The 24,433-nt window shown below is 61.9% G+C and carries 21 protein-coding genes and 1 pseudogene; 9 read left to right on the top strand and 13 right to left on the bottom strand.

Translation table 11 applies throughout. From position 1 onward, the window contains the following. Window positions 1-287, top strand: a pseudogene (locus JMY24_RS38475) (hypothetical protein); the annotation flags it as partial. A gap of 47 nt (window positions 288-334) precedes the next feature. Here the strand turns inward: JMY24_RS38475 and JMY24_RS24485 are convergent. After that, on the bottom strand, window positions 335-709 hold the full coding sequence (locus JMY24_RS24485; RefSeq protein ID WP_128596807.1) for a winged helix-turn-helix transcriptional regulator: 375 nt from the start codon (window positions 707-709) through the stop codon (window positions 335-337). Between the two features lie 85 nt (window positions 710-794). Between JMY24_RS24485 and JMY24_RS24480 the strand changes: the two genes are divergently transcribed. Next, complete coding sequence (locus tag JMY24_RS24480) at window positions 795-1,529, top strand: SDR family NAD(P)-dependent oxidoreductase (RefSeq protein WP_128596806.1); 735 nt, start codon at window positions 795-797, stop codon at window positions 1,527-1,529. An 80-nt stretch (window positions 1,530-1,609) separates the two neighbouring features. On the opposite strand, the gene JMY24_RS24475 is transcribed toward JMY24_RS24480, so the two are convergent. Then, a complete protein-coding gene (locus tag JMY24_RS24475; RefSeq protein WP_128596805.1) occupies window positions 1,610-2,992 on the bottom strand; it encodes an FAD-dependent oxidoreductase in 1,383 nt (460 codons plus the stop codon). Between the two features lie 118 nt (window positions 2,993-3,110). On the opposite strand from JMY24_RS24475, the gene JMY24_RS24470 reads away from it, so the two are divergent. Both JMY24_RS24470 and JMY24_RS24465 read left to right on the top strand, forming a co-directional pair. Next, entirely contained in the window at window positions 3,111-4,661 is a 1,551-nt protein-coding gene (locus tag JMY24_RS24470; protein ID WP_201703074.1) for a bifunctional AfsR/SARP family transcriptional regulator/alpha/beta hydrolase, read from the top strand. A gap of 351 nt (window positions 4,662-5,012) precedes the next feature. Beyond that, entirely contained in the window at window positions 5,013-5,804 is a 792-nt protein-coding gene (locus JMY24_RS24465) for a hypothetical protein (protein ID WP_201703062.1), read from the top strand. Between the two features lie 306 nt (window positions 5,805-6,110). Here JMY24_RS24465 and JMY24_RS24460 read toward each other — a convergent pair whose 3' ends face one another. The 3 genes from JMY24_RS24460 to JMY24_RS24450 all read right to left on the bottom strand — a co-directional run bounded on the left by JMY24_RS24460 (window position 6,111) and on the right by JMY24_RS24450 (window position 10,011). Beyond that, a complete protein-coding gene (locus JMY24_RS24460; RefSeq protein WP_128585652.1) occupies window positions 6,111-7,430 on the bottom strand; it encodes an MFS transporter in 1,320 nt (439 codons plus the stop codon). A 331-nt stretch (window positions 7,431-7,761) separates the two neighbouring features. After that, window positions 7,762-8,520, bottom strand: coding sequence for an SDR family oxidoreductase (locus tag JMY24_RS24455; RefSeq protein ID WP_128594537.1), 759 nt, complete (start codon window positions 8,518-8,520; stop codon window positions 7,762-7,764). Between the two features lie 51 nt (window positions 8,521-8,571). Next, window positions 8,572-10,011 (bottom strand): aldehyde dehydrogenase family protein, encoded by a 1,440-nt coding sequence (locus JMY24_RS24450; RefSeq protein ID WP_201703060.1) that lies wholly within the window; start codon window positions 10,009-10,011, stop codon window positions 8,572-8,574. Between the two features lie 312 nt (window positions 10,012-10,323). On the opposite strand from JMY24_RS24450, the gene ppa reads away from it, so the two are divergent. Both ppa and JMY24_RS24440 read left to right on the top strand, forming a co-directional pair. After that, on the top strand, window positions 10,324-10,851 hold the full coding sequence (gene ppa, locus JMY24_RS24445) for an inorganic diphosphatase (protein WP_128590658.1): 528 nt from the start codon (window positions 10,324-10,326) through the stop codon (window positions 10,849-10,851). Between the two features lie 301 nt (window positions 10,852-11,152). Further along, entirely contained in the window at window positions 11,153-13,261 is a 2,109-nt protein-coding gene (locus JMY24_RS24440; protein ID WP_201703059.1) for an FUSC family protein, read from the top strand. A 12-nt stretch (window positions 13,262-13,273) separates the two neighbouring features. On the opposite strand, the gene JMY24_RS24435 is transcribed toward JMY24_RS24440, so the two are convergent. Then, window positions 13,274-13,600: a GIY-YIG nuclease family protein gene (locus tag JMY24_RS24435; protein WP_128594540.1), complete on the bottom strand. Its 327-nt coding sequence runs from the start codon at window positions 13,598-13,600 to the stop codon at window positions 13,274-13,276. Window positions 13,601-13,609: 9 nt separating this feature from the next. Beyond that, the gene (locus JMY24_RS24430; RefSeq protein ID WP_128590663.1) at window positions 13,610-14,779 is read right to left on the bottom strand and encodes a GNAT family N-acetyltransferase; all 1,170 of its coding nucleotides are present in this window, start codon (window positions 14,777-14,779) and stop codon (window positions 13,610-13,612) included. A gap of 155 nt (window positions 14,780-14,934) precedes the next feature. On the opposite strand from JMY24_RS24430, the gene JMY24_RS24425 reads away from it, so the two are divergent. Next, window positions 14,935-16,656: an NAD+ synthase gene (locus JMY24_RS24425; protein ID WP_128594542.1), complete on the top strand. Its 1,722-nt coding sequence runs from the start codon at window positions 14,935-14,937 to the stop codon at window positions 16,654-16,656. Between the two features lie 147 nt (window positions 16,657-16,803). Further along, window positions 16,804-17,142 (top strand): P-II family nitrogen regulator, encoded by a 339-nt coding sequence (glnK, locus tag JMY24_RS24420; RefSeq protein ID WP_006048444.1) that lies wholly within the window; start codon window positions 16,804-16,806, stop codon window positions 17,140-17,142. Window positions 17,143-17,363: 221 nt separating this feature from the next. Here glnK and JMY24_RS24415 read toward each other — a convergent pair whose 3' ends face one another. The 5 genes from JMY24_RS24415 to JMY24_RS24395 form a co-directional block, all read right to left on the bottom strand. Further along, window positions 17,364-18,485 carry a porin gene (locus JMY24_RS24415; protein WP_027775623.1) on the bottom strand — a complete coding sequence of 374 codons (1,122 nt, stop codon included), beginning with the start codon at window positions 18,483-18,485 and terminating at the stop codon, window positions 17,364-17,366. A gap of 616 nt (window positions 18,486-19,101) precedes the next feature. Continuing rightward, window positions 19,102-19,881: an ABC transporter ATP-binding protein gene (locus tag JMY24_RS24410; protein WP_201703057.1), complete on the bottom strand. Its 780-nt coding sequence runs from the start codon at window positions 19,879-19,881 to the stop codon at window positions 19,102-19,104. Window positions 19,882-19,923: 42 nt separating this feature from the next. After that, the gene (locus JMY24_RS24405) at window positions 19,924-20,637 is read right to left on the bottom strand and encodes an ABC transporter permease (RefSeq protein ID WP_128594544.1); all 714 of its coding nucleotides are present in this window, start codon (window positions 20,635-20,637) and stop codon (window positions 19,924-19,926) included. Beyond that, on the bottom strand, window positions 20,634-21,323 hold the full coding sequence (locus JMY24_RS24400; RefSeq protein ID WP_128594546.1) for an ABC transporter permease: 690 nt from the start codon (window positions 21,321-21,323) through the stop codon (window positions 20,634-20,636). The genes JMY24_RS24405 and JMY24_RS24400 overlap by 4 nt, the downstream gene beginning before the upstream one ends. 317 nt (window positions 21,324-21,640) lie before the next feature. Beyond that, window positions 21,641-22,417 (bottom strand): ABC transporter substrate-binding protein, encoded by a 777-nt coding sequence (locus JMY24_RS24395; RefSeq protein ID WP_128594548.1) that lies wholly within the window; start codon window positions 22,415-22,417, stop codon window positions 21,641-21,643. A gap of 426 nt (window positions 22,418-22,843) precedes the next feature. On the opposite strand from JMY24_RS24395, the gene JMY24_RS24390 reads away from it, so the two are divergent. Further along, on the top strand, window positions 22,844-23,554 hold the full coding sequence (locus JMY24_RS24390) for a pirin family protein (RefSeq protein ID WP_128594550.1): 711 nt from the start codon (window positions 22,844-22,846) through the stop codon (window positions 23,552-23,554). A 216-nt stretch (window positions 23,555-23,770) separates the two neighbouring features. Here JMY24_RS24390 and JMY24_RS24385 read toward each other — a convergent pair whose 3' ends face one another. Next, window positions 23,771-24,307, bottom strand: a complete 537-nt coding sequence (locus tag JMY24_RS24385; protein ID WP_128594551.1) for a periplasmic heavy metal sensor — start codon at window positions 24,305-24,307, stop codon at window positions 23,771-23,773. Window positions 24,308-24,433 lie beyond the last annotated feature (126 nt).

Here is a 24,433-nt window from a genome sequence, read left to right as displayed (position 1 = left end):
CAAACGACAAAAAGAGGAGGAAATCGACGCACCAGAATGATGTTTCTGAGCATCAGGGGTGGGTCAATTCTAGATGCAAAAAGTGGGTCAGTTCGCGGTGCAAATCAACAGACTGGACGCGCAGGCGATGGTCAACGCCGCTCAACGCAACTGTCTCGAAGCTCATCAAGGTCGGGGGGCAGCCGATCAATATTGGCGGTGGCATCCGCTATTGGGCCGCTAGCCCCAATTCGGGTCCACACGATTGGGGCGCCCGTCTCATCGTGACCTTCCTCTTCCCGAAATAAATTGGCGAGCGCACCAAACCAACCCAACGCGCACGGTCAATATGCAATTACGGCGATGGTTGTCCCGAGGCGTCGCGCTTCGCGAAGATGCTTGCCATTTCCGCCGCATTTTCGGTTCCCCATGTGCACAGCGGGACGATCGCGTTGGCCAGGCTGCGGCCGAGCGGGGTCAGCGAGTAATCGACACGCGGGGGCACCTCCTTGTAGTCGGTTCGCGCTAGCACCTGATCGGCCTCCAGATCCTTCAACTGCTGGATCAGCACCTTGTCGCTGACGCCTTGTGTCAAGCGCTTGAGCTCGCCGTAGCGCTTCGGGCCGTCGCGCAGAAAAAACAGGATCAGCGGTTTCCACTTGCCGGAGATGACGCGCAGCGTAGCGTTGAGCCCACAGCCGGTGTCGCAGATTTGAGAGGGAGTCGTCATGTCTTGGTACTTACCAAAAAGTGCATACTTGTCCTAAGGTAATCAGGTCTGGATACTTGTGCAACGCCAACAAAGGATCCATGACATGACCAGACTGAATGGAAAGACCGCCGTGATCACCGGCGGCGCTACCGGCATCGGCCGCGCCGCGGCACAGCGTTTCATCGAAGAGGGCGCCTTCGTCTTCATCTTCGGCCGCCGACAGGAAGCGCTCGACGCCGCTGTCGCCGACCTCGGGCCCAATGCCCGCGCGGTGAAGGGCTCGGTCTCCGACGAGGCCGACCTCGACCGGCTCTACGCGGCTGTGAAGGCCGAGCGCGGAACCCTCGATATCGTTTTCGCCAATGCCGGGGCCGGAAGCCCGCTTCCGCTCGGCGAGATTACCGCCGAGCACATTGACGATATCTTCAATACCAACGTGAAAGGCTCGATCTTCACTATCCAGAAGGCGTTGCCGCTGATGGGCCGAGGCGGTTCGATCATCCTGACCGGATCGAGCGCCGGCACCACGGGCGCCCCGGCATTCAGTGCCTATAGCGCGAGCAAGGCCGCAGTGCGCAACCTCGCGCGGACCTGGGCGGAGGACCTGAAGGGCACTGGCATCCGGGTGAACGTACTGTCACCTGGGCCGACGGCGACCGAACTGGCGAAAGAAGCGCTGGGCGAGGAGGGCATGAAGGTCTTCGCCTCGATGAACCCGCTCCAGCGCATGGCCGATCCGGCGGAGATCGGGGCGGTGGCTGCGTTTCTCGCGTCACAGGACAGCAGCTTCATGACCGCCAGCGAGGTCGCCGTCGACGGCGGCCTGGCGCAAATCTGAGATCGCCTTTCACGTGTCGGCCCGCGGCCGGTGGCGAGCGCAGGGTAGACGCCCGCGCCGGCCAACACCGTGATGCCCGGTCATGACGATGCGCGATTCCGCCTCGCTGCCTCGATTGCAGGCGAGGCAACCAGTAGCACAGGCCTGCGGTTGCCCTGCCAGACCCGCCAGGCGACCGCGGGGCTCAGCAGCGACGACGGCGGCATCATGAGGTTGACGACCTCCAGAAACGCTGTCGCCAGCGTGCTGTCGCGTGTCGCGGCGAGGTGAAGCTTGCCGATGTACCAGTTGATGAAACGCTGCATCAGCGGGCGGGCGCCCTTGACTCGTGGATGGCGGAGGTCGTTGCCGACCGCAATGTCCCACGGAATATCGACGATCTTCGCGGCTGCCCCGAAGAATCGACGCGCGAGATCGTTCGACCCCGCCCGCAGGCACCGCTGTAACGCGAGCGCTTCCTCTGCCGCGACCGTCATGCCCTGCCCATAGACAGGATTGAAGCTGCAGATGGCATCACCGAAAACCAGGAAATTTTCGGGGAAACGTGCGAGCTTCTCGTACCGCCGACACAGGTTGGAGACGTAGCGGTAGCGCCTGTAATCGGTTAGAGGCTCCGCCCTTGCGACAACGTCGTGAATCTCCATGGTCGGCAACGTCGCAAGATACGCGAGAAAGCCTTCGTCGTTGTCGGGCGCATCGTCGCCAAGAAAACCGCCGGCACTGACGATCCAGCTGTCGCTTTCCTGCGCGAGCATCACGCCGTTGCGCCAGTTCGGCGCGCTACCGGCGACGACGATACCGTGCTTGCCATCGAGATCAGTAGATCGGCGTCGATAAGTACGAGTCATGTAGCTTATGCCGATCTCGACCTTCTCCTCGGCGGGAGGTTGGTAGCCCAACTCTTCCAGCCACGCCGCACTGGAAGAGCCGCGGCCAGTCGCATCGACGACAAGGTCCGCGTTGATGGTCTCTTCCGCCTTGCCCTCGGCATACGTGCGCACACCGGTCACGCTCCTGCGAGCGGGATCGGTAGCAAGACCCCGCACCGCGCAATTTTCGATGGCGCGCACGTTCGGCAAACTCATGAGCCGTCGGCGTAGATGGCCTTCGAGCACGGGACGGCTTGCAAGCAGACCGATCAGGTCGCTCGCGCTGTTAGCGAGCCTCACGTTGTGGCCTATCCAGATCACATCGTTGGCTACATCACCAATCAAGCCGCCGCTTTGCGCCACAACCTCGCTGTTATATCCGGGGAAGAATTTCTCGAGTATCGCGCTCCCGCGCGCAAGGAGCCCATGGGTATGACGGCCTTGTGGGACACCCTTGCGCGGCGCGTCTGCGTCCGGAAACGCGTCGCGTTCGAGCACGGTGACGATGGTATAGAAATCCGACAGTACGCGGGCAGCGAGCAGCCCGCTCATGCTGGCGCCGATCACGATCGCATGTTCACCAAGTTTCTTCATGGCAATCCTCCAGTTCGATCCGTCGCAGTGAGTCCCGCGACCCTCATTTGCAGCGAATGGTAGGATTGGTTCGTCCCCTGAGCGTCCCTTGGACGCCGTCATTGAGGGTCGCCTCGCCATGGCTCTGTTCAGCGCGCGGACGCTTGGATTTCCGGAGATCCGTCGGGATCACCTGCTGTGCCGGCTGCCCTTGCGCAAGGGCCTGGCTCTGTTGGTCTACCTGGCCGAAGCGGAGGGCTCTGTCGGGCGCGACGTCCTTGCCACCATGTTGTGGCCGGAAGGCTATGAAGAGGTTGTACGGGCGCGGCTACGGCGTCTGTTGCATCGCCTCCAGCACGCACTCGGCGACGACGCTCTTACTATAGATCGCTCTACGGTCAGATGGTCGGCAGCGATCACTCTGCAGGTGGATTCCCAACTGTTTGAGCGAGCCTGCGACCGCGGCGAGTTCGAGCGGGCGTGCCGCGATTATCCCGGCGACTTTCTCGAGGGTTTTTCGCCGGGCGACTGCCCGCAGTTTGACGAGTGGGCTTTTTTTCGCCGGGAGGCCTTGCGCGGCCGGGTGATTCAAGCGCTCGAGCGAGTGGTGCACGACAAGAATGCGGCCGGCGACTACGCGGCCGCGGCCTTGCACGCCGGCCGTCTTATCGAGCTCGATCCGTTCAGCGAAGTGTACGGCCGGCACCTCATCCGTAACCTCCTGCTCGCGGGAGACCGGGCCACGGCCCAGCGGCACCTTGAGGCTTTGACGCAGCGTCTTCGCGACGAGCTGAATGCGGCCCCCGAATCCGAGACCCGCGCGCTGCTTGATGCCGGTGCAACGTTGCCCATCGAGGACCCGCCGTCGACGCGCTACGCCAGCAGTGGCGGCGTCCATCTCGCATTTCAGACTTACGGCGCCGGCAGCGTTGATGTTCTGGTGCTGCCCGGTTTCGTGTCTCACGTCGAACGGGTGTGGGAGGAGCCCCGGTGCCGGGCGTTCCTGTCTTCTCTCGCCGGGATGGGCCGTCTCATCCTGCTCGATCGTCGCGGCGTCGGGCTTTCCGACCGGGTGGGGTTCAATCCTAACGTCGACGCGACCGCGCAGGACATCGGCACCGTGCTGGACGCCGCGGGCAGCGAAAGGGTCGTGTTGTTCGGCGCGTCGGAGGGTGGGCCAGCATGCATCAAGTTTGCCGTGGATCACCCCAACCGCGTTGCCGGTCTCATTCTGTTCGCCTCGTTGGCGAAGGGAACAGCAACGCACGGCTATCCTCACGCACTTCAAGCGAGCCAGTATGACGTGTGGCTGCAGCAGCTCGTCGTGGGCTGGGGCGGCCCTGCAGGCATTGAGACATTCGCGCCGAGCCTGTCCGGCGATCCTCAGGCGAGAGCCTGGTGGGCGGGCCTGCTTCGCGCCGCGTCGAGCCCGGGAGCCATCAAGGGAGTGCTCGAGGCGTTGCGCGACATGGATGTGCGGCATCTGTTGGGCCGGATTTCAGTGCCGACCTTGGTGCTGCATCGTCACGACGACCGCGCCGTTCGCATCGGCGCCGCCCGGCATCTCGCGAGCCACATCGCGCAGGCGCGATTCGTCGAGCTCGACGGCGCCGATCACTGGCCCTTCGCGGGCGATCAGCAATCCGTTCTGGAGGAGATCGAGCAATTTGTCGGCAGTCTGGCGGGGTGACTGTGACTGAGAGGTGCTGCGCGACTCGGCTTGGGCAGAGTGGGATTGTGAGGGAATCCGCCGCATCGGCGCGGGGGTATGGGGTAATGGTCCGATATTCTTGGCGGAGCGGCCACTCAGGTGCCAATCGCAATTCGCATGGTCGATGAGAGCTGTTGGCCGATCAGTGTCTGATGAGGTCGCATACGGAGTCGCCGCCCGCGAGCGAAGGTAGTTGGCCGCGCGGGACCCTGAGGCGTGACACGCCAAACTCCGAAGCCGTCATCCGCCGCTCAGCAGCGCCGCGATCTGCGAGCAAGTGCGTGACGGGAACCCCGACACCTGCTTTGCCACAAAATAGATGAACCCTACTTGCCAATTCTGATTAAAAATACCCGATTCGAAAAAACGGGGATTGAAAAGATGGCAACCAAAACATGTTTTGTGGTCATGGCGATAGGCGACCAAGAGTTCAACGGCAAAAAAATCAGCTATTCGGATCTGCGCAAGAAATATGACGGGCTGATTAAGGAGGCGATCTTACGAGCCCGACCGGACCTGGAAATTTCCCGCGCAGACGACATTGCAGCCACCGGAACAATGACCACAGATATCATTACGCGAATTATGCATTCGGACTACGTGATAGCTGACGTTACATATCCGAATCCCAACGTCTTCTATGAATTGGGTCTACGTCATGCTTGCAGGCCTGGCACCGTGATTCTAAAGGAACGAACTGGTCCTAACGTTCCTTTCGACATCGCCCATCTGCGATACATCGACTATGAAGACACCGGTGCAGGGCTGAAGAGCTTGGCGACCACTTTGTCGCAGACGTTTGATCTCCTTGATCGTGATCCGCTGCGGCCCGACAGCCATCTGCTGGAACTAGCGAAATTGACGGGCTACGAGTTTCCTGTCTACAAGAAGGAAGAGAAAAGCGCCCCAGAAGTTCGTGCAATGATGGGACTTCTCAGCAACCCGGAGGTCATGAAAATGTTTATGGCGTCTACGCGGGGGGAGGAAGCCGACCCGGGGGAATTGCTCCAAGCGCTGGCCAAGACCCCCGACGCAATGCAAAGTGTATTTGAGGCATTGGTTAAAACCGGCAATCTGAATTTTGGCTCGTCCAATTCCGCGAAGCTGATCGAAGAAGCGTGACCGTTGCCACGAGAGCTACACTGCAATCTCATAGCGCTCCATTGGTGAAAACCAGCCACTGGAGCGCGAGAGTGAGTATTTTACGAACAGACTCAACCTGATTGTCAACGACTTGGGTGAAAGTATCGAACGTCGCTTTATGGCCGACTACCGCCGCCCCCCACCGACATACCTCGCCTTCTCCACCCCTGACGCCACCCCACCCAACCGACCAATCTCTCTCTCCAGCCCGCGACTCCCGCCAAAAACACAAAGCCCCGGCAGCAAATCACCGCCAGGGCTTCACCATCAGCATCCCACTTCAACTCATCTATTAACCATCTTCGCCGGCACACTAATCGCCAGCAACCCGCCAAGCACCATAAACGCCGCGAGCATATACATCCCTGAATCATTAGCAGCAGTCGCCTGCTTCAACCACCCGACAGCATACGGACTCAAAAAGCCCGCAAGATTCCCAATCGAATTGATCATCGCGATCCCGGCCGCCGCGCCCGTCCCCGCGAGAATCGCCGTAGGCAAACTCCAGAACAAAGGCAACGTAGTGAGAATGCCCATAGTCGCAAGCGTAAGAGAAGCCATCGCAAGCAGCGTGTTCTGCGCCCAAACAACCGACAGCACCAAACCAATCGCCCCAGCAAAAGCAGGCAACGCAATATGCCAGCGCCGTTCACGCGTACGGTCCGCACTTCGCGCAACGAACACCATCGCGACCACCGCCGCCGCGAACGGAATTGCGGACAACAAACCAATCGCGAATGCGTCGGTCACACCGGTCGCCTTGATGATAGTCGGCAGCCAGAAGCTCACGCCATACAGACCCATCACGAACGAGAAGTAAGTGAAGCTCAACATCAGCACGCGGCCACTCGTCAGCACCTGACGGATCGGCATGTCGTGCTTGGTGGCTTCCTCTGCGGAAACGTGGCGCTCGAGGAGTTCCTTTTCCTCTTTCGTGAGCCACTTCGCTTTCGCAATGCGGTCGTCGAGCGCGACGAACACCAGAATGCCGACGAGCACCGACGGTATCCCTTCCAGCAAGAAAAGCCACTGCCAGCCGTGCCAGCCGTTCATGCCGTTGAACGTCTTGAGGATATAGCCCGACACCGGCCCGCCGATCACGCCCGACAGCGCGATAGCCGTCATGAACCACGTCGTCATCCGCCCGCGCCGGTGCGACGGATACCAGTAGGTGAGATACAGAATGATGCCGGGAAAGAAGCCCGCTTCCGCGACGCCGAGCAGAAAGCGCATCACGTAGAACATGGTCGGCGTGGTGACGAACATGGTCAGCATCGAGATCACGCCCCACGACACCATGATCCGCGCGATCCACACTCGTGCGCCCACCTTGTGCAGGATCACATTGCTTGGGATCTCGAAGAAAAAATAGCCGACGAAGAAAATGCCCGCCCCAAAGCCATAAACCGCATCGCTCAAGCCGAGGTCGCTCGTCATTTGCAGCTTCGCAAAGCCGACGTTCACGCGGTCCAGATACGCGACCACATAGCAGAGCATCAGGAGCGGCGCGAGCCGCCAGTTGACCTTGCGATAGGTCGCCTCTTCGAAAGTGGAAGGCGGCGCACCCGCGCCGGGATGGTGGAGCGGATTTGCGGGACTAGCCATGGTGTCTCCTCTCTTCTTGTGGAATTGAAGTGCCGCGTCGATCGATTCTAGCCGTGCGGCGCGGCTCGCACGGCAAATAGATACCGGGGGAAAACACTGAGCCCGTCAAGCGCCGCGCGTGAACGGCGCTTGCTCAAGGGGCGTCTGCGAACGCCGTCAGCGGCGCTGCTACGACAAAAGCCGAAGCCGAATGCAGCGCCAACGCTAACGCCGGCGCGAATGCCAACGCCAACGCCAACGCGAACGCCAACGCGAACGCCAACGCCAACGCCAACGCCAACGCCAACGCCAACGCCAACGCCAACGCCAACGCCAACGCCAAACACAAGCTCTACACGCAGCGCCCACCATCCACTTCAAGACACACGCCGGTGATGAACTCCGCTTCGTCCGAAGCCAGATAGAGCGCGGCATTGGCAATGTCTTGCGGCGTCGAGAAGCGCCCGAGCGGAATACCGGCGAGAAAGCGCTGACGGTTCTCCGGTGTGTCTTCAACGCCCATGAACTCAGACAGCAGCGCTGTTTCGCCGATCACCGGATTCACGCAGTTCACGCGAATTCTGTCCGGGCCCAACTCCACGGCAAGCGACTTGCTCGCGATAATCACCGCGCCCTTGCTGCCGTTGTACCAGACGAGTCCAGGGCGCGGCCGCACGCCCGCCGTCGACGCAATGTTGATGAAGCTGCCGCCGCCTTGCTCGCGGAAATACGGCACGAACTCCTGCACGCTCCAGTAGATGCTTTTGACGTTCACCACGTACACGCGGTCGAACTCTGCTTCGGTGACTTCGAGCACAGGCTTGTTGCGATGCGTGGTGCCCGCATTGTTGACGACGATCTGCACGCTGCCGAAGTCTTCGAGCGCCGCTTCACGCAGCTTCTGCCAGTCCTCGCGTTGCGCGACGTTGCCCGCGACGGCGATTGCCTTGCCGCCGGCCAGTGCAATTTCGCTCGCGACGCGCTCGGCGGCGGGGCCGTTCAGATCGTTGACCACGACGTTCGCGCCTTCGCGCGCGTAGGTCTTCGCGATGCCTTCGCCGAAACCCGAGCCGCCACCCGTGACGATGGCCGTTTTACCTGTCAACCGCATAATGTCTCCGCTGTTTGTTGTGAGTGGTGATGGATAAGCCCAGTCTGCGAGCTAGCCGTGCCGGATCGCAATAGTCTTTAGCGCCGTGAAGCCATACAGCGCCTCGAAACCCTTTTCACGCCCGTGGCCCGAATGCTTGACGCCGCCGAACGGCAGTTCAACGCCGCCGCCCGCGCCGTAGTTGTTGATGAACACCTGGCCCGAGCGCAGACGCCGCGCGAGGCGCATTTGCCGCGCGCCGTCGCGCGTCCAGATGCCGGCGACCAGGCCGTATTGCGTGCCGTTCGCGAGCGCGAGTGCTTCGTCTTCGTCGCTGAAGGGCATTGCGGCGAGCACGGGTCCGAACACTTCGTCGCGTGCGAGACGGTGGCTCGCGGGCACATCGCGCAACAGCGTGGGTGCCTGATAGAAGCCGCTTTCCGGCGCTTCGGGAATCACTTCGCCCTGCGCGGCCATCGCGATGCCGTCGTGTTGCGCGTCGGAGAGAAAGTCCCACACGCGCCGCTGCTGCTTTGCGTTGATAAGCGGCCCGCAGTCGAGATCCGCATGCGAGGGGCCCACTCGCAGCGAGTTGAACGCGCCGCTCAACCGATCGAGCAACGGCTCGTAAATCGCGCGGTCGATCAGCACACGGCTGCCCGCCGAACACGTCTGCCCGGCGTTCTGCACGATTGCCGACACGAGTACCGGCAGCGCGGCGTCGAGGTCCGCATCGGCAAAGACGAGTTGCGGGGACTTACCGCCGAGTTCGAGCGTGACCGGCACGTGGTTTTCGGCGGCCATTTGCGTGACCAGCTTGCCGGTTTCGGGCGAGCCGGTGAACGAAATGTGATCGATGCCCGGATGACGTGCGAGCGCCGCTCCCGCTTCGTGTCCATAACCGGTGACGATATTCAGCGCGCCTGCGGGCAGGCCCGCTTCGGCCGCGAGTTCGGCAACGCGCAGTACCGAGAGACACGCGTCTTCAGCCGGCTTGACGACGCATGCGTTGCCCACGGCAAGCGCCGCACCCACGCTGCGGCCGAAAATCTGCATTGGGTAATTCCACGGCACGATGTGGCCGGTCACGCCGTGCGGCTCGCGGATGGTCATCACCGTATAGCCGGCCTGGTAGGGCAGTGTTTCGCCATGCAGCTTGTCGGCCGCCCCGGCGTAAAACTCGAAGTAGCGCACGAGCGCGGCGGAATCGGCGCGTGCCTGTTTGAGCGGCTTGCCGGTGTCGCGGGCTTCGAGTTGCGCCAGTTCTTCCTGGCGCGCGGCGACGAGCATCGAGAGCCGGTAGAGCACGCGTCCGCGTTCCGCCGCGCTTGCCGCGCCCCATGCGCCTTCGAACGCGCGGCGGGCGGCGTGGACGGCGGCGTCGATATCCGCCGCGGTGCCGCGTGCAAGCTGCGTGAACGGCTGGCCGTCCGAGGGATCGAGCACGGCGATCGTCTCGCCGCCTGAAGCAGCGGACCATTCGCCGCCAATGAAGTGTCGGGCTTCTTCCATGCAGACTCCTTGAGATGTCGCGCAGCAGGCGTACGCTAGCCAGACGCTTAGCCAGACGCTTAGCCAGACGCTTAGCCAGACGCTGAACCGGACGCCGTTACGCGGTGTTCACAAACCAGAGGCACAATCGAGAGACGCGAGACGATTATCGCGCCGATCCGGCGGCGGATGCCATCGGCCGATTGGCTATAATGGCGCATTCCGCACTGTCCGGCCGCAGCGCTCCTGCTCGAGGCAAGTTTTACGATGCATGCCCTTGAGCCCACGCGCCGCATGCCGTGCTCCGAATTCCATCCTGACCAGAGAGCGCTCATGAGCTTCAATCACGTCCCCGCAGGCAAAGATCTTCCGCAAGATTTCAACGTCATCATCGAAATCCCGGCGCAAAGCGATCCGGTGAAGTACGAAGCCGACAAGGATCTGGGCCTTCTCGTCGTCGACCGCTTCATCGGCACCGGCATGCGCTATCCGGCCAATTACGGCTTCATTCCGCAAACGCTGTCGGGCGACGGCGACCCGGTCGACGTGCTGGTGATCACGCCGTTCCCGCTGCTGGCTGGCTCGGTGGTTCGCGCACGCGCGCTCGGCATGCTGCAAATGACCGACGAATCGGGCGTGGACGCAAAGCTGATCGCCGTCCCGCACGACAAGATCTGCCCGATGACCGCCGACCTGAAGTCGATCGACGACGTCCCGGCGTACCTGAAAGACCAGATCAAGCACTTCTTCGAGCAGTACAAGGCGCTCGAGAAGGGCAAGTGGGTGAAGGTCGAAGGCTGGGCGGGTATCGAAGCCGCGCACAAGGAAATCAGCGAAGGCGTGGCGAACCACAAGAAGTAAGCGGCTTGACGCGCTGATCGAACGAAATCATCGTTTCGCCGATCCAGTCGCCTCATGCAAAAAACCGCGCGAGCCCAAAGGGGCCGCGCGGTTTTTTTATTTGGCCTTGAGACTGCGACCTGGGGCCTCGAAATGCCGGTATAGCCGCAGTGCATCCCGAAGATGAACCGAAGCCATTTTCATATCTCCGTGTAAACCCTTATGATTTGTGGCCCGCGGTGGATTGCGCTCACTGCCGGGACGACTGCAAAAACGCAGCAACAGCCCAGCAACAAGCCCGCTTTGGGAGCACACCGTTCGGATGATGAACCGCAAGTCCAACCTGCCATCTTCTTCGCCCCGCTGGTCGAATCGGCTGTATGCGATCGTGACGGCGATCTATCGCAAGCGGCCGGTTTGGATGGTGTCGTTTTCCGCCAGCGAGGCGAGTCTCTCCGAAGGCTTGCGCGCCGCATGCGCGTCCACGGCGATGCTCGCGCTCGGCAACCTGCTGCACGATCCAGTCTTCGCGTGGGCCGCTATCGGCGCGTTCTGGACCTGTCTCGCCGATGCCGCCGGTTCGAACCGCACCCGCTTCGCTTCGATGATGGGCTTCGCGCTTCTCTCCACACTATGCGGCGGACTCACCGCTTTTGCGTCGGCCGAGGGAACGGCGTTCGCCGCGCTCGCGTTGCTCGTTTTCACAAGCCTCGGCGCATTCGGACGCATCTGGGGCGCTGCAACGTCGCAAGTGACGATTCTCGCCGCGACCGCTTGCGTCGTGATGGTCGACCGGCCCATGCGCGATGTGCGCGAAGGGCTTGCATTTCTCGGCGTCTATCTGATCGGCTGTCTGTTCGCGGTCGCGTTGAGCCTGACCGTATGGCGCATTCATCCATTCGGCGCGAGCCGTGCTTCGCTGCGCATGGTGTATCTGCGGCTCGCGGACATTGCGTTCGACAGCGCGCGTCTGCTTCAGCAGCGCAGCACCCCGCGCGAGTGGGCGACGCACGCCGCAAAATTCCGCGCGGATGCGCGCGTGGCGCTCGAACGTTCGCGCAAGGCACTGGCAAGCGTTCCGGCGACGCGAACCGGCGCGCGCGAGGCCTATGACACGCTGCTCGCGTTGCTGACCGAAGGCGAGGCGTTGTTTGCGTATCTGATCGCCGTCTCCGGGGCATGCGAAAAAATGCCCGGCGATGAATGGCGCGCGACGCGCGCGGCTCGTCTGCTGACGGGCATGGGCGAGACGCTGCGCAGCATCGGCGCACAGGCGAACGAAGGGCGCTGGGAGCATCTGGCGGATTTGCAACTACGCGTGCGGCGGCTCGCGCGGCGGCTGGAAAACGCGCTGATGGAGCCGGTGAAGCTCACATCGGACTTCGAACTCGTCGATTTCACGCCGGTACAAGCGCCGCCGCCGCGCTTCGCGGACAGCGTCGCTGCAACGCTTGCGCGCGTCTGGGCGACGCTGAAGGCGAATCTGTCGCTCGAGTCCGTCGGTTTGCGTCACGCGGCGCGCGTGGGCGTGACGACGACCGCGGGCTTTCTCGTGATTCGCGCGCTCGGCTTGCCGTTCGGCTATTGGGCGACCATGGCGACGCTGCTGATCCTGCAGCCTTCGATCGCGGCGACGTGGCCGCGCAGTATCGAGCGTGCGGCGGGCAGCATCGTCGGCGGCGTGCTGGCAGCGGGTATCGGCTATGCCATTCATTCGCCGCTCGGCATTTCGCTCGCGGTTTTTCCGCTCGTCATGGCGACGATGGCATTGCGCCCCGTCAGCTACAGCCTGTTCGTGCTGTTCCTCACGCCGACGTTCGTGCTCGTGGCCGACTTCGCGACACCGGGCGCGAGTGAATTCGCATACGCGCTCACGCGTCTCGGCAACAATGTGCTCGGCTGCGTGCTGGCGCTTTTAGCCACGTTTTATCTGTGGCCGACGCGCGAAAAGAGCGACTACCGTACGTATCTGAGGGACGCGGTCCGCGCGAATCTCGCGTATCTGATCGCGGCGCTGGAATCGCCTCGTCAAAGCGAAAAAGACATGGAGCGTTTGCGCCGCGCGGCCGGCCTCGGCAGCAACAACGCCGAGGAAGCCATCGCACGGATTCGCCTCGAAAAACTGGAGGACTCTCTAGTCGACACGGTGACGCTGACGGTGTTGAGTCTGCTGCGCAAGATGGCGGGCACGGCTACGCAGCTTCGGCTGAGTGCGAACCGGCGCGAGATGCAGGATAGGCACGACGAGCTTCGCGTGTGGCTCGCGGCTGTGAACGCCGATATCGAGGCCGCGCTAAATCGAACGATTTTGCCGCTGCGGCACGACCTTCCGGCGCGCGAGCGTTTGACGTCGCTCGAAGCCGATGCCGTGGGTGAGCTTGCGCTGATGCAGCGCTTACTCACCGAACGTATGCGCGAGGCACGAGGCTAAACGAGCGCGCCGTCAGGAAGCGCCGTTTTGCTCGGTGGTCTCCTCGGCGCTAGTCAAAGCCGGTTCCACGAGCGGCACCACCGACTCGAGCGTCCGTCCGCCCGCCGCGAGCGTGCGCTTTTCCGAAGGCGCAAGACGCTTCACCCAATACTCGGCGCGCGAAGCACTGGAGCGGTCCGCGAGTTCGAACGACGCCAGCACGCGCACCGGCTTGCGCGAACGGGTGTAACGCGCGCCTGCGCCGCTCACGTGTTTGTCGAAGCGTGCTTGCACGTCGGTGGCGATGCCGGTATAGACGCTGCCGTCCGAGCATTCGAGCAGATAAAGAAACCACGCCATGGATGCGCGTCAGCCTTTGAACGGATTGTGTTCGCGCAGCTCGTCCACATACGCGTGGATGCTGTTCTTTTCGTTATCGAGGAAGTGGCCGACGGCATCGGCGAAAGCGGGATGCGCGAGCCAGTGCGCCGAGCGCGTGACCGTGGGCAGAAAGCCTCGGGCCATCTTGTGTTCGCCCTGGGCGCCGCCTTCAAACGCGCCGAGCTTTTCTTCGATGCAAAATTCGAGCGGTTGATAGTACGCGGTCTCGAAGTGCAGGCACGGCACGTGTTCGAGCGCGCCCCAGTAACGGCCGTACAGGGTGCCGCCGGTTTTCGCGTCGCGCTGATAAACGACGAGCGAGCTCGCGATCGGCTTGCCTTCGTATTCGGCGATCACGAGCAGCAGATTCTCCGGCATCGACGCGCCGATCATGCGGAAAAAGTCGAGGTTCAGATACGGCGTCGAAAAGTGCTCGCGGTAAGTTTGCCGATAGCACTTGCTGAAGAAGCGCCAGTCGGCGTCCTGAATGTCTTCGCCGCGAATTCTGCGCATCGTGACGCCTGCCTCGTGGACTTTGCGGCGTTCCGCGCGGATGTTCTTGCGCTTCTTCTGTTCGAGCGTCGAGAGGAAATCGTCGAAGTCGCGGTAGCCGTCGTTCAGCCAGTGAAACTGCACGCCTTCGCGTTGCATCATGCCCATTTCGGTGAGCGCATTCGCTTCCGCTTCGGTGGGAAACAGCACATGCAGCGACGACACATCGGCCTGCTCGGCGAACGCCATCAATGTGGCCGCGAGATGGCGCAGCGCGTGCGCGTCGGCGGACAGCAGCCGATTGCCTTGCACGGGCGTAAACGGCACGGCGCACAGGAGCTTCGGGTAATAGGGCAAGCCGTTGCGCTTGTATGCGTCGGCCCAGGCCCAGTCAAAGACGTACTCGCCATACGAGTGACCCTTCAGATAAACCGGCGCGGCCGCCGCAAGCTTGCCGGTCAGCGGGTCAGTGAGCGTGACGAATTGCGGCGCCCAGCCCGTGTCCGCAACCGCGCAGCGGGTGGCGTGGAGGGCGCTCAGAAACTCATGCCGCAGAAAAGGCGTGGGCTGCGGCTGCTGAGCGAGAAGGGCGTTCCATTCGGCCGCGTCCACCTCGGAGGGCGACGCCAGAATGCCCGTGCGATAATCAAAGCGTTCCTGATTCAACTTATGTGATTGTCCCAATGAGCGACGCGGCGCGCGTTATACACCGTCAAGCACTGCGTCGTTCGTTTATCCGAGTTGCCCGTCCGCCGAGCCCATAACAAGCCGCTTTCTTTGCAAGCCCTTCGCAAGCCCTTCGCTTGCCCGTCGATCCTGCCATGAAGACACGAATCGCTCTCGCTCAATTCAATGTCACCGTCGGCGATTTCGCCGGCAACGTCGCGAAAATCGTCGCTGCCGCGCGTGACGCGCACAACGCCGGCGCGAAGCTGCTGGTCGCGCCGGAACTCGCGTTATCCGGCTATCCGCCCGAAGATCTGCTGCTGCGCCCCGCGTTCTATACCGCGAGCGCTGCCGCGTTGGCGGATCTCGCCGCTCAACTGAAGCAGTTTGCCGGCCTCCATGTGATCGTCGGCCATCCGTTACGCGAGGCGGGCAACAGCTCGGCCCAGGGTCATGGTAATGCAAACGCGCCAATCCAGCGCGGCGTGCCGCCAGTCGATACGTTCAACGCGGCTTCGCTGCTTGTCGACGGCAAGGTGGCGGGCACCTATCGCAAGCAGGATCTGCCCAACACCGAGGTGTTCGACGAGAAGCGCTATTTCGCGTCAGACGCGCAGCCGTTCGTGTTCGAGCTCGACGGCGTGAAGTACGGCGTGGTGATCTGTGAAGACGCGTGGCATGCGTCGGCCGCGCAAATGGCGAAGGCGGCGGGCGCGCAAGTGCTGCTGATTCCGAACGGATCGCCGTTCCACCTGAACAAGGAAGCGGTGCGTTTCGACATTCTGCGGGCGCGCATTCGCGAGACCGGGCTGCCCATGGTCTACGTCAACATGGTCGGCGCGCAGGACGAACTCGTGTTCGACGGCGGCTCGTTCGTGCTCGACGCGCAGGGCGAGCTAGTCGCGAAGATGCCGCAGTTCGAGGAGGCGACCGCGATCGTCGAATTCGAAGCGGGTGTCCCTGTGCGCGGCGAAACAAATGGCGGGAACAGCGGCATCGCGCCGGAGCTTTCGCTCGAAGCGCAGGTTTATGCGGCGCTCGTGATGGGCGTGCGCGACTACGTGAACAAGAACGGCTTTCCGGGCGCGCTCATTGGTCTGTCGGGCGGCGTGGATTCGGCATTGGTGCTGGCGGTGGCGTGCGACGCACTGGGCGCAGAGCGCGTGCGCGCAGTGATGATGCCGTCGCGCTACACGGCTGACATTTCGACCACGGACGCCGCGGAAATGGCGCGCCGCGTCGGCGTGCGCTACGACGAAATTGCGATCGCGCCGATGTTCGACGCGTTCCGCGGCTCGCTCGCGCAAGAATTCGAGGGCCAGCCGGAAGATGCCACCGAGGAAAACATACAGGCCCGTATTCGCGGCACCTTGTTGATGGCGCTGTCGAACAAGTTCGGCTCGATAGTGCTGACGACCGGCAACAAGAGCGAAATGGCGGTGGGTTACTGCACGCTTTACGGCGACATGGCAGGGGGCTTCGCGGTGATCAAGGACATCGCCAAGACGCTCGTCTATCGCCTGTGCCATTACCGCAACGAGGCCACGGCTTTCGGCAAGCAGAACGTGATACCCGAGCGGATTCTGACGCGCGCGCCATCCGCGGAATTGCGCGAGAACCAGACCGACCAGGACAGCTTGCCGCCCTATGAGGTGCTCGACGCGATCATGCGCATGTATATGGAAGAGGACCGCTCGCTCGCGGAAATCATCGCCGCGGGTTACGCGGCCGAAGACGTGAAGCGCGTCACGCGGCTCATCAAGATCAACGAATACAAACGCCGTCAGGCGCCGATCGGCATTCGCGTCACGCATCGCGCGTTCGGTCGCGACTGGCGTTATCCGATCACGTCGCGCTACACCGAACCGGTGGAGTGAAGAGGCGCGGCGCTCGCGCCGGATCGCCGCAAGGGGCGCCGGGTCGCAGCGGCGCGCGTCGCTGGACTGCCGCAACGCACCCGGCGCGGCGTAGAATAAAAATCATCCATTTCCTTTCACTCTTCCAGTCACGAGACGAGGTTCGCCATGAAGCGCATCACCGCAGTCATCAAACCGTTCAAACTCGACGAAGTGCGCGAGGCGCTCGCTGAAGTCGGCCTCACGGGCCTGACCGTCACCGAAGTCAAAGGGTTCGGCCGGCAGAAAGGCCATACCGAGCTCTATCGTGGTGCAGAGTATGTGGTCGACTTCCTGCCGAAAGTGAAGATCGAGGTGGTCGTGGCGGACAACCAGTGCGATCAGGTGATCGACGCGATCATCGGCGCGGCCCGCACCGGCAAGATTGGAGACGGCAAGATTTTCGTCGCGGACGTCGAGCGCGTGATTCGCATCCGTACCGGCGAAGAAAACGAAGCGGCAGTCTGAAGCCGCTCGCGCACCGAAGCGGTGCGCCGGCGCCGAAACAAGGTCCGCGCAAGCACTGAGCAAGCTTCGCGCAACATCGCAAAACGCCGCGCGCCAATAAAAAACGGTGCGATACCCTTTCGGACATCGCACCGATACGCGCCTCTCGCAGCAGCGTGAAAAAGATTCTCTTGAAGAACTTCTAAGCCCCGAAGGCAGTGCCTTCGGGGAACACCGTTCGATTAGAACGAGTGTTGAATACCTGCGTACACACCGGTCTGGCTGTGGCCAGGCAGCGGGTTCTCGTTGTACGTAGTCGTACCGCCCGAAGTGATGTTGCCGCCAGGGCCTGCAGCGTTCGCGTCGAGACCGAAGTTAGCGGTCTTGCTGTTACGCGCGGTCGCAACCTGGATGTCCAGCAGCGTGCGCTTGGACAGGTTGTACGAACCGCCGATCGTGTAGATCGTTGCGTTGCCGCCGTTCTTATTGGCGTTGACGTGATACACCGCCGCGATCAGTGCTGCGGCCGGCGTGGCTTGCCACGTCACACCACCCCATTCGTGATCGAGCGACGTCGGCGAAGTGCCTGCAGCGCTAGCTGCAGCGGACGTACGGACTGCCTGGTATGCGCCCTGGATCTTGAACTGACCGAGGAACACGTTAAAGGCTGCCGTATATTCGCGCGATGCGGTGAACGGGTCGGTGAAGTTACCGTTCGCGGCATTGCGGATTTCGTCATAGATACCGCGAACCTGGAACAGCGACGACGTGTACGTCAGCTGGAGACCTGCTTCACGGCCTTGCGGCGTCGTGCCGTTACCGTTCCAGTTCGTTGCGTTCGACAGTGCGTACTGACCGTACATGTCAAAGCCGTAGAACTTCGGCGACTGGTAAGCAAGGTTGTTGCTCGATTGCGGCCAGTTGCGGCCACGCACCAGCGATGCCGACGACCAGTTCGATTGACCGAACGGGTCGAAGTCCCACACGCCGTTCGAGATGAAGAGCATGCGACCCATCGTGAACGTACCGTAGGTATTGTTCGACAGGCCGACCGTTGCCCAACGATTGAAGAGACCGCCGCCGCCAGGACCCGCGCCCGTCATCGTGTTGAACGAGCCTTCCAACTGGAACAGGACCTTGTTGCCGCCGCCGATGTCTTCGACGCCCTTCATGCCCCACAGGCTCGTGCCCCAGTCACCGCTTTCCGCGCGCCAGCGCGAGGTTGAGCCGGTGTAGTTGGCGTTCGGCAGACCGCTTATGTATTCGATACCCGCGTCCAGGCGACCATACAGTGTCACGCTGCTTTGGGCATGCGCAACAACGCCGGCCGACATCAGCGCAGCGGCGAGCAAAGCTTTCTTCATCTTCTCCTCCATACCCTGTCAAAAAGTGAAACCCAGTACTGCGAATGGTGTTCGGACGCAAGCGAGCCGAACAGAAATCGGTACCAGGGAGATTAGCGGGCGGATAGGTCTCCTGTCCTGACGTGCAGCCTTGGGACTGTCTCGTCGTCACGCCGATCCCTCGCCGACCGGTTCTCCTCTGTGCTTTGAAGTAAAACTACTTTTAATGAACTTTGTTTTGCTACTTTGGTTACTAATTTATCAAAAATACACTTGTGTGGGAGAAGAAATTAGTACCGGCGTTGACCTGTGTCTCCAAATTGCAATACGGATGTGTGCAAAGGCGCTTTCGAGGACGTTGAAAAATAGCGCAATCCCTTACGTGACAAGGGAATCACGGATCGGCGGGAGCAAGATTAAGGATTGCCACTATTGACGCTTCCAATACGGCAAGGTAATGCGGAAACGAGGGGCTGGAAGGGCGGTGCGGCGGGGTTTTCGCGGTCGAAATACGTGGATTACGCAGGTGACCGAAACAAAAAAGGCGCTCGTAAGCGCCCTGTAACACTACTTTCACTACAAGCGGTATTTGAGACAAGTGACTATGTCTCAAATACCAGGTTCTCCGATATACCCGCTATTTGAGAGTGCCGGAAAGAAACTGCTTCAGCCGCTCGCTACGAGTATTTTTGAACACTTCGTCCGGATGGCCTTCTTCTTCGACGCGGCCCTGGTGCAGGAACATCACGTGGTTCGACACGTTGCGCGCAAACGCCATCTCATGCGTGACGACGATCATCGTGCGGCCTTCTTCGGCGAGCGTCTGCATGACCTTGAGGACTTCGCCGACCAGTTCGGGATCGAGTGCGGAGGTCGGTTCGTCGAACAGCATCACGTCGGGATGCATTGCCAAAGCGCGCGCGATCGCGACGCGCTGCTGCTGGCCGCCGGACAGATGCGACGGATACTGCTTCTCCAGGCGCGGCGCGAGACCGACCTTTTCCAGATACTCGCGAGCGCGATCTTCGGCTTCGTTGCGCTTGAGGCCCAGCACGTTGACGGGCGCTTCGACGATGTTCTCGAGCACGTTCATGTGCGACCATAAATTGAAGTGCTGGAACACCATGGACAGCTTGGTGCGCACGCGTTGCAACTGCTTCGGGTCGGACACACGCAACGCACCGTTTTTGGCGATCTGCGTGCGGACTTCTTCGCCGTCCACGAAAATGCGCCCGGCGTTCGGCTGTTCGAGAAAGTTGATGCAGCGGAGCATCGTGCTCTTGCCCGAACCGGAAGAGCCGATCACGCTGATCACGTCGCCGGCGTTGGCCTTCAGCGTGACGCCCTTGAGAACTTCGTTATCGCCGTACTGTTTGTGAAGCTCGTCGACGAAAAGCTTTTGCTTCGTTGTGTTCATCGGAATCCTTGGGCGTGCTTACGTGCTGGCGCAATGCGCCGGTTACTTGCCTTGCGGCCGCAGGTAAGCGAGCCAGCGGCGCTCGGCGCGGCGGAACAGCCACACCAGCGCGAAAGAAATGCACAAATAGAGCAGGGCGGCGATGCCGAACGCATTGAACGACTGATACGTCGCGGAGTTCACGTCACGCGCAATCTTGAGAATGTCCGGCACGGTCGCGGTGAATGCAACGGTCGTGGCGTGCAGCATCAGAATGACTTCGTTGCTGTAGTACGGCAGCGCGCGGCGCAGCGCCGACGGCAGGATCACGCGCCGGTACAGCGTGAACGACGACATGCCGTAAGCGCGTGCCGCTTCGATTTCGCCATAAGGCGTGGCCTTGATGGCGCCGGCGAAAATCTCGGTGGTGTAGGCGCAGGTGTTCAGCGTGAACGCGAGCAGCGTGCAGTTCATGCCTTCGCGGAAAAATGCGTTGGTCAGCTCGTGATTGCGGATGATCTCGAGGCTATACAAACCCGTGTAGCAAAGCAGCAGCTGCACGTAGAGCGGCGTGCCGCGAAAGATGTACGTGTAAAGCCACACGAGACTGGAGAGCCATTTCTTCTTCGACACCCGTGCCACGGCGAGCGGAATCGACAGACAGAAACCGAGGCCGATCGACACCACGAGCAGCCACAGCGTGATCGCGAGGCCGGTGAAGCGGTAGCCGTCGGTATAAAGATAGTTGCGCCAGTATTCCTGAATGATCTCGATCATAGATCCGCCTTTCGCACGCCGGTCGAGTAACGCTTTTCGAGGTACATCAGCACGAAGTTGGACACTGTGGTGATGACGAGATAGATCGCCCCCGCAAGCAGGGTGAAGAAGAAAAACCGCAAGGTGCCTTTGCCCGCGTCTTGCGAAGCCTTGACCACATCCGCCAGGCCGATGATCGACACGAGCGCGGTGGCTTTGACCATCACCTGCCAGTTGTTGCCGATGCCGGGCAGCGCGAAGCGCATCATCTGCGGGAACATGATGCGCGAGAACACCTGCCAGCTCGTCATGCCGTAGGCCGCGCCCGCTTCGAGCTGGCCGCGCGGCACGGCGAGAAACGCGCCGCGGAACGTCTCGGTGAAGTACGCGCCGTAAATGAAGCCGAGAACCGCGACGCCGGCCACGAACGGGTCGATGTCGATCTGATCCCAGCCGAGCAGGTCGGTCAGATTGTTTAGCCAGATCTGGATGCTGTAGAAGAGCAGCAGCATCAGCACGAGGTCGGGCACGCCGCGCACGAGCGTGGTGTAGACCGTGCCGGCGCCGTGCGAAAAGCGGTTCTTCGACAGTTTCGCCGCCGCGCCGACGAGGCCCAGCAGGAAAGCAAGCGCCAGGGACAACACCGCCAGTTTGACGGTTTGCCAGGTGCCGTTGAGAAGCAGCGGGCCGTAGCCTTGAAGGAACATATCGGGTCCTTGACGATGCGTTTGCGACACACCGCGAAAGACGCGGCCGGCTCTGCACCGCATGTATCGCGAGCTTCGCTCGCTGTGATACGCGGTGCACAGCGCACCGCTGTGCAAATCATGACTGCATGACCGTTGGCGGTCTTGCAGCGCGCTTTTCGACTCTCTTTGAAACTAGACCGACTGTATTACGAAGCCCGGGGGAAGCCCATGCGGGCGAGCCCCGAGTTCCATGGTGCCGCGCTTGACGCGAGCGGGCGGGGTGCCTGAAGCGGCGGCCCGCTTTGGACCGTGCTCAGTGCCCGCTCAGTGCGCGCTCAGCGCCCAGGATAAATCTCGAAGTCGAAGTACTGCCTTTCGAGCTTCGTGAACGTGCCGTCCTGATGAACCTGTGCGAGCGCCCGATTGAACATTGTCCGCAGTTCGGCGTCTTCCTTGCGCAGACCGATGGCCGTGCCTTCGCCGATGGTCTTCGGATCCTTGACTTCCGGACCGGCCCACGCGAAGCCTTTACCGCGCGGCGTCTTCAGGAAACCGGCGTCGGCCTGGATCTCGTCCTGCAGCGCGGCGTCGAGCCGGCCGGAGGTGAGATCGGCGTAGACCTGGTCCTGGTTCTGATACGGCACGACGGTCACGCCTTTCGGCTCCCAATAAGCCTTTGCATAGGCTTCCTGGGTCGTGCCCTGCTCGACGCCGATGCGCTTGCCCTTCAGCGATTCAGCGGTGGGCAGGAGCGGCGAGCCAGCTTTGGCGATCATGCGCGCGGGCGCGTCGAACAGCTTGTCGGAGAAATCGATCTGCTCGCGACGCTTGTCCGTGACGGTCAGCGACGACACGATTGCGTCGAACTTCTTGCCCTTCAGTGCCGGGATGATGCCGTCGAAATCCTGTTCGACCCACACGCACTTCACGTTCATTCTTGCGCACAGCGCTTTGGTCAGATCGACGTCGAACCCGACAACCTGGCCGCTGGCCGCCTTCGATTCGAACGGCGGATAGCTGGCGTCAACCCCGATGCGTACGGTTTTCCATTCTTTTGCCATGGCGCCGGTGGCCATGACGGCGAACGCTACGCACAGTGCGAGCTTCTTCATGTTTCTCCTGGGTCAAACTGATCGTCGTGGTGTCCGATCTCGACGAACGCTGGCTTGTGGCCGGCCGTCGCTATTCTAGGCGGTCAAAATTGTCGCGCCGCTGCGGGTCTCCTGCGCGCTGTCCGCTGAGGGACGCCCCGCTGTCCCGCCGTGCGGGCGCCCTTTCGGCCACCATGTACGTTGAAAAGCGCGGTATTTTACCCGAACAGGGGCCCGGCGCCAGTGCGCAATGGCGCTCGGACGTGCGCGGCGGCGGGCGCGTTGCGTATGCGCGACGCGTAGGCGAGTTCAGCCGGAGGTTCGATCAGCTGCGGCCTCGTGCGATTACGCGGATTTGCGAAACGATCCGGTGCATTCGCGCCGATTGTGCGCAGAGCGGGCAGCCCATACATTCTGGCCATCGCCAGATTTCACAGGGAGTACCTCATGATCGAAATTCGCCGCTCCGACGAACGCGGCCACGCCAACCACGGCTGGCTCGACTCGTACCACAGCTTCTCGTTTGCCGACTATCGCGACCCGGAGCATGTCCATTTCGGCCCGCTGCGCGTGATCAACGAAGACCGCATAGCGGGCGGCCAGGGCTTCGGCACGCACGGGCACCGCGATATGGAGATCGTTACCTATGTGCTCGAGGGGGCGCTTGCGCATCGCGACAGCATGGGCAACGGCTCGACGATCCGTCCGGGGGACGTGCAGCGCATGAGCGCCGGCACTGGCGTGATGCACAGCGAGTTCAACGCGTCGCAGGACGAAGAGGCGCATCTGCTGCAGATCTGGGTGATTCCGCGACGGGCGGGCGATCAGCCGGGTTACGAAGAGAAGCGCTTCGAGGCCGCCGATAAGCGTGGCCGGCTGCGGGTTGTCGCGTCGCCCGACGGCCGCGACGGCTCGGTGACGATCCACGCGGACGCGTCGATTTACGCCGCGCTGATCGACGGCACCGAGCAGGCCACCTTGACGCTGCCCGAAGGACGGCTCGCCTATGTGCACGTGGCGCGCGGCTCGCTGACGGTGAACGGCGAGGCGCTTCAAGCCGGCGACGCGGCCAAGCTCAGCGAAACAGATACGGTGACGCTGGAAAAAGGCGATAACGCCGAAGTGCTGCTGTTCGATCTCGGCCGGCTCGAAGGCTGAAGCGGGCTGGCTGCGGGCCGTCCAGACGCAGTTGGTTGAGCGCGCAACGACCTCGCAAGCGCGAGCGCTCACCGGGACCGCGCTATATATATAGAAGCTGGAAAGACCGCGAAGAAACGCCACGGAAAATATCCGTGGCGTTTCTGTTTTGCGAAGACGGCTACTCGAGCGGCCTTCGTGTATCGAGCCGCGCACGGTTGCGCGGCTCTCCGTGGCTTACTGATTTGCAGCAGGCGCAGATGCCGCGCCCTGCTGGTGATGCTGCCAGCGTTCGCGCATCTTCTCGTGACGCGATTCCATCTTCGCAAAGCGCTGCTTCAGCGCGGTGCTGACCGTGGTCTTCTGCTGGTCGTTCAGGCCGTTATAGAACTTGAGCCAGGCGTCGGTGGTTTGCTGGCGCAACTGTGCGTCTTTCTGCTCGATCTGCTGATGAGCGGTGGCCATTGCGTTCAGATCGAGAATCGGCTGCTGCTGCGCGGACTTGAACTGGTCCTTCATCTGCTCGTGATTCGCGCGCATCGCCTCGTGGTTCTGCTTCATGGTGTCGAGCGCGGCTTGCCACTGCTTTTCCTGATCCGCGTTCAGCTTCAACTGGTCGTGAAGTTGCGTGAGCTCCTTCATGAAGTGCCCGTGCCATCCGCCGGGGCCGCCGTGGGCCTCATGAGCGGGTTGAGCCGCATAGGCTGCGCCCGCGCCGATGGCGAGAGCGGTGGCGGCAACGGCGAGGGCGCGCGAGATTTTTCTGGTGGACATGTAATGCTCCTTGTAATGGAATAGCCGACGATGCATCCGATCACGTTGACGGCCTGCATTCGGTAAGACACAGCGTAGAGAACTGCGTCGGCCTCTGTGTTACGCGCCCTGGTGCCGCTGTTACGG

Source organism: Paraburkholderia kirstenboschensis, assembly GCF_904848585.1.
GTDB lineage: Bacteria > Pseudomonadota > Gammaproteobacteria > Burkholderiales > Burkholderiaceae > Paraburkholderia > Paraburkholderia kirstenboschensis.
The sequence above is the reverse complement of the archived record's forward strand: the minus strand, read 5'-3'. Positions and strand labels throughout refer to the sequence as shown.

Excerpts from the sequence above, each read along its gene's own strand:
- JMY24_RS24415 (WP_027775623.1), bottom strand. The coding sequence starts at position 18,485 with ATGAAGAAAGCTTTGCTCGCCGCTGCGCTGATGTCGGCCGGCGTTGTT.
- JMY24_RS24470 (WP_201703074.1), top strand. The coding sequence starts at position 3,111 with ATGGCTCTGTTCAGCGCGCGGACGCTTGGATTTCCGGAGATCCGTCGG.
- JMY24_RS24410 (WP_201703057.1), bottom strand. The coding sequence starts at position 19,881 with ATGAACACAACGAAGCAAAAGCTTTTCGTCGACGAGCTTCACAAACAG.
- JMY24_RS24460 (WP_128585652.1), bottom strand. The coding sequence starts at position 7,430 with ATGGCTAGTCCCGCAAATCCGCTCCACCATCCCGGCGCGGGTGCGCCG.
- JMY24_RS24475 (WP_128596805.1), bottom strand. The coding sequence starts at position 2,992 with ATGAAGAAACTTGGTGAACATGCGATCGTGATCGGCGCCAGCATGAGC.
- JMY24_RS24390 (WP_128594550.1), top strand. The coding sequence starts at position 22,844 with ATGATCGAAATTCGCCGCTCCGACGAACGCGGCCACGCCAACCACGGC.
- JMY24_RS24385 (WP_128594551.1), bottom strand. The coding sequence starts at position 24,307 with ATGTCCACCAGAAAAATCTCGCGCGCCCTCGCCGTTGCCGCCACCGCT.
- JMY24_RS24435 (WP_128594540.1), bottom strand. The coding sequence starts at position 13,600 with ATGGCGTGGTTTCTTTATCTGCTCGAATGCTCGGACGGCAGCGTCTAT.
- JMY24_RS24440 (WP_201703059.1), top strand. The coding sequence starts at position 11,153 with ATGATGAACCGCAAGTCCAACCTGCCATCTTCTTCGCCCCGCTGGTCG.
- JMY24_RS24405 (WP_128594544.1), bottom strand. The coding sequence starts at position 20,637 with ATGATCGAGATCATTCAGGAATACTGGCGCAACTATCTTTATACCGAC.
- JMY24_RS24400 (WP_128594546.1), bottom strand. The coding sequence starts at position 21,323 with ATGTTCCTTCAAGGCTACGGCCCGCTGCTTCTCAACGGCACCTGGCAA.
- ppa (WP_128590658.1), top strand. The coding sequence starts at position 10,324 with ATGAGCTTCAATCACGTCCCCGCAGGCAAAGATCTTCCGCAAGATTTC.
- JMY24_RS24425 (WP_128594542.1), top strand. The coding sequence starts at position 14,935 with ATGAAGACACGAATCGCTCTCGCTCAATTCAATGTCACCGTCGGCGAT.
- JMY24_RS24480 (WP_128596806.1), top strand. The coding sequence starts at position 795 with ATGACCAGACTGAATGGAAAGACCGCCGTGATCACCGGCGGCGCTACC.
- JMY24_RS24450 (WP_201703060.1), bottom strand. The coding sequence starts at position 10,011 with ATGGAAGAAGCCCGACACTTCATTGGCGGCGAATGGTCCGCTGCTTCA.
- JMY24_RS24485 (WP_128596807.1), bottom strand. The coding sequence starts at position 709 with ATGACGACTCCCTCTCAAATCTGCGACACCGGCTGTGGGCTCAACGCT.
- glnK (WP_006048444.1), top strand. The coding sequence starts at position 16,804 with ATGAAGCGCATCACCGCAGTCATCAAACCGTTCAAACTCGACGAAGTG.
- JMY24_RS24395 (WP_128594548.1), bottom strand. The coding sequence starts at position 22,417 with ATGAAGAAGCTCGCACTGTGCGTAGCGTTCGCCGTCATGGCCACCGGC.
- JMY24_RS24455 (WP_128594537.1), bottom strand. The coding sequence starts at position 8,520 with ATGCGGTTGACAGGTAAAACGGCCATCGTCACGGGTGGCGGCTCGGGT.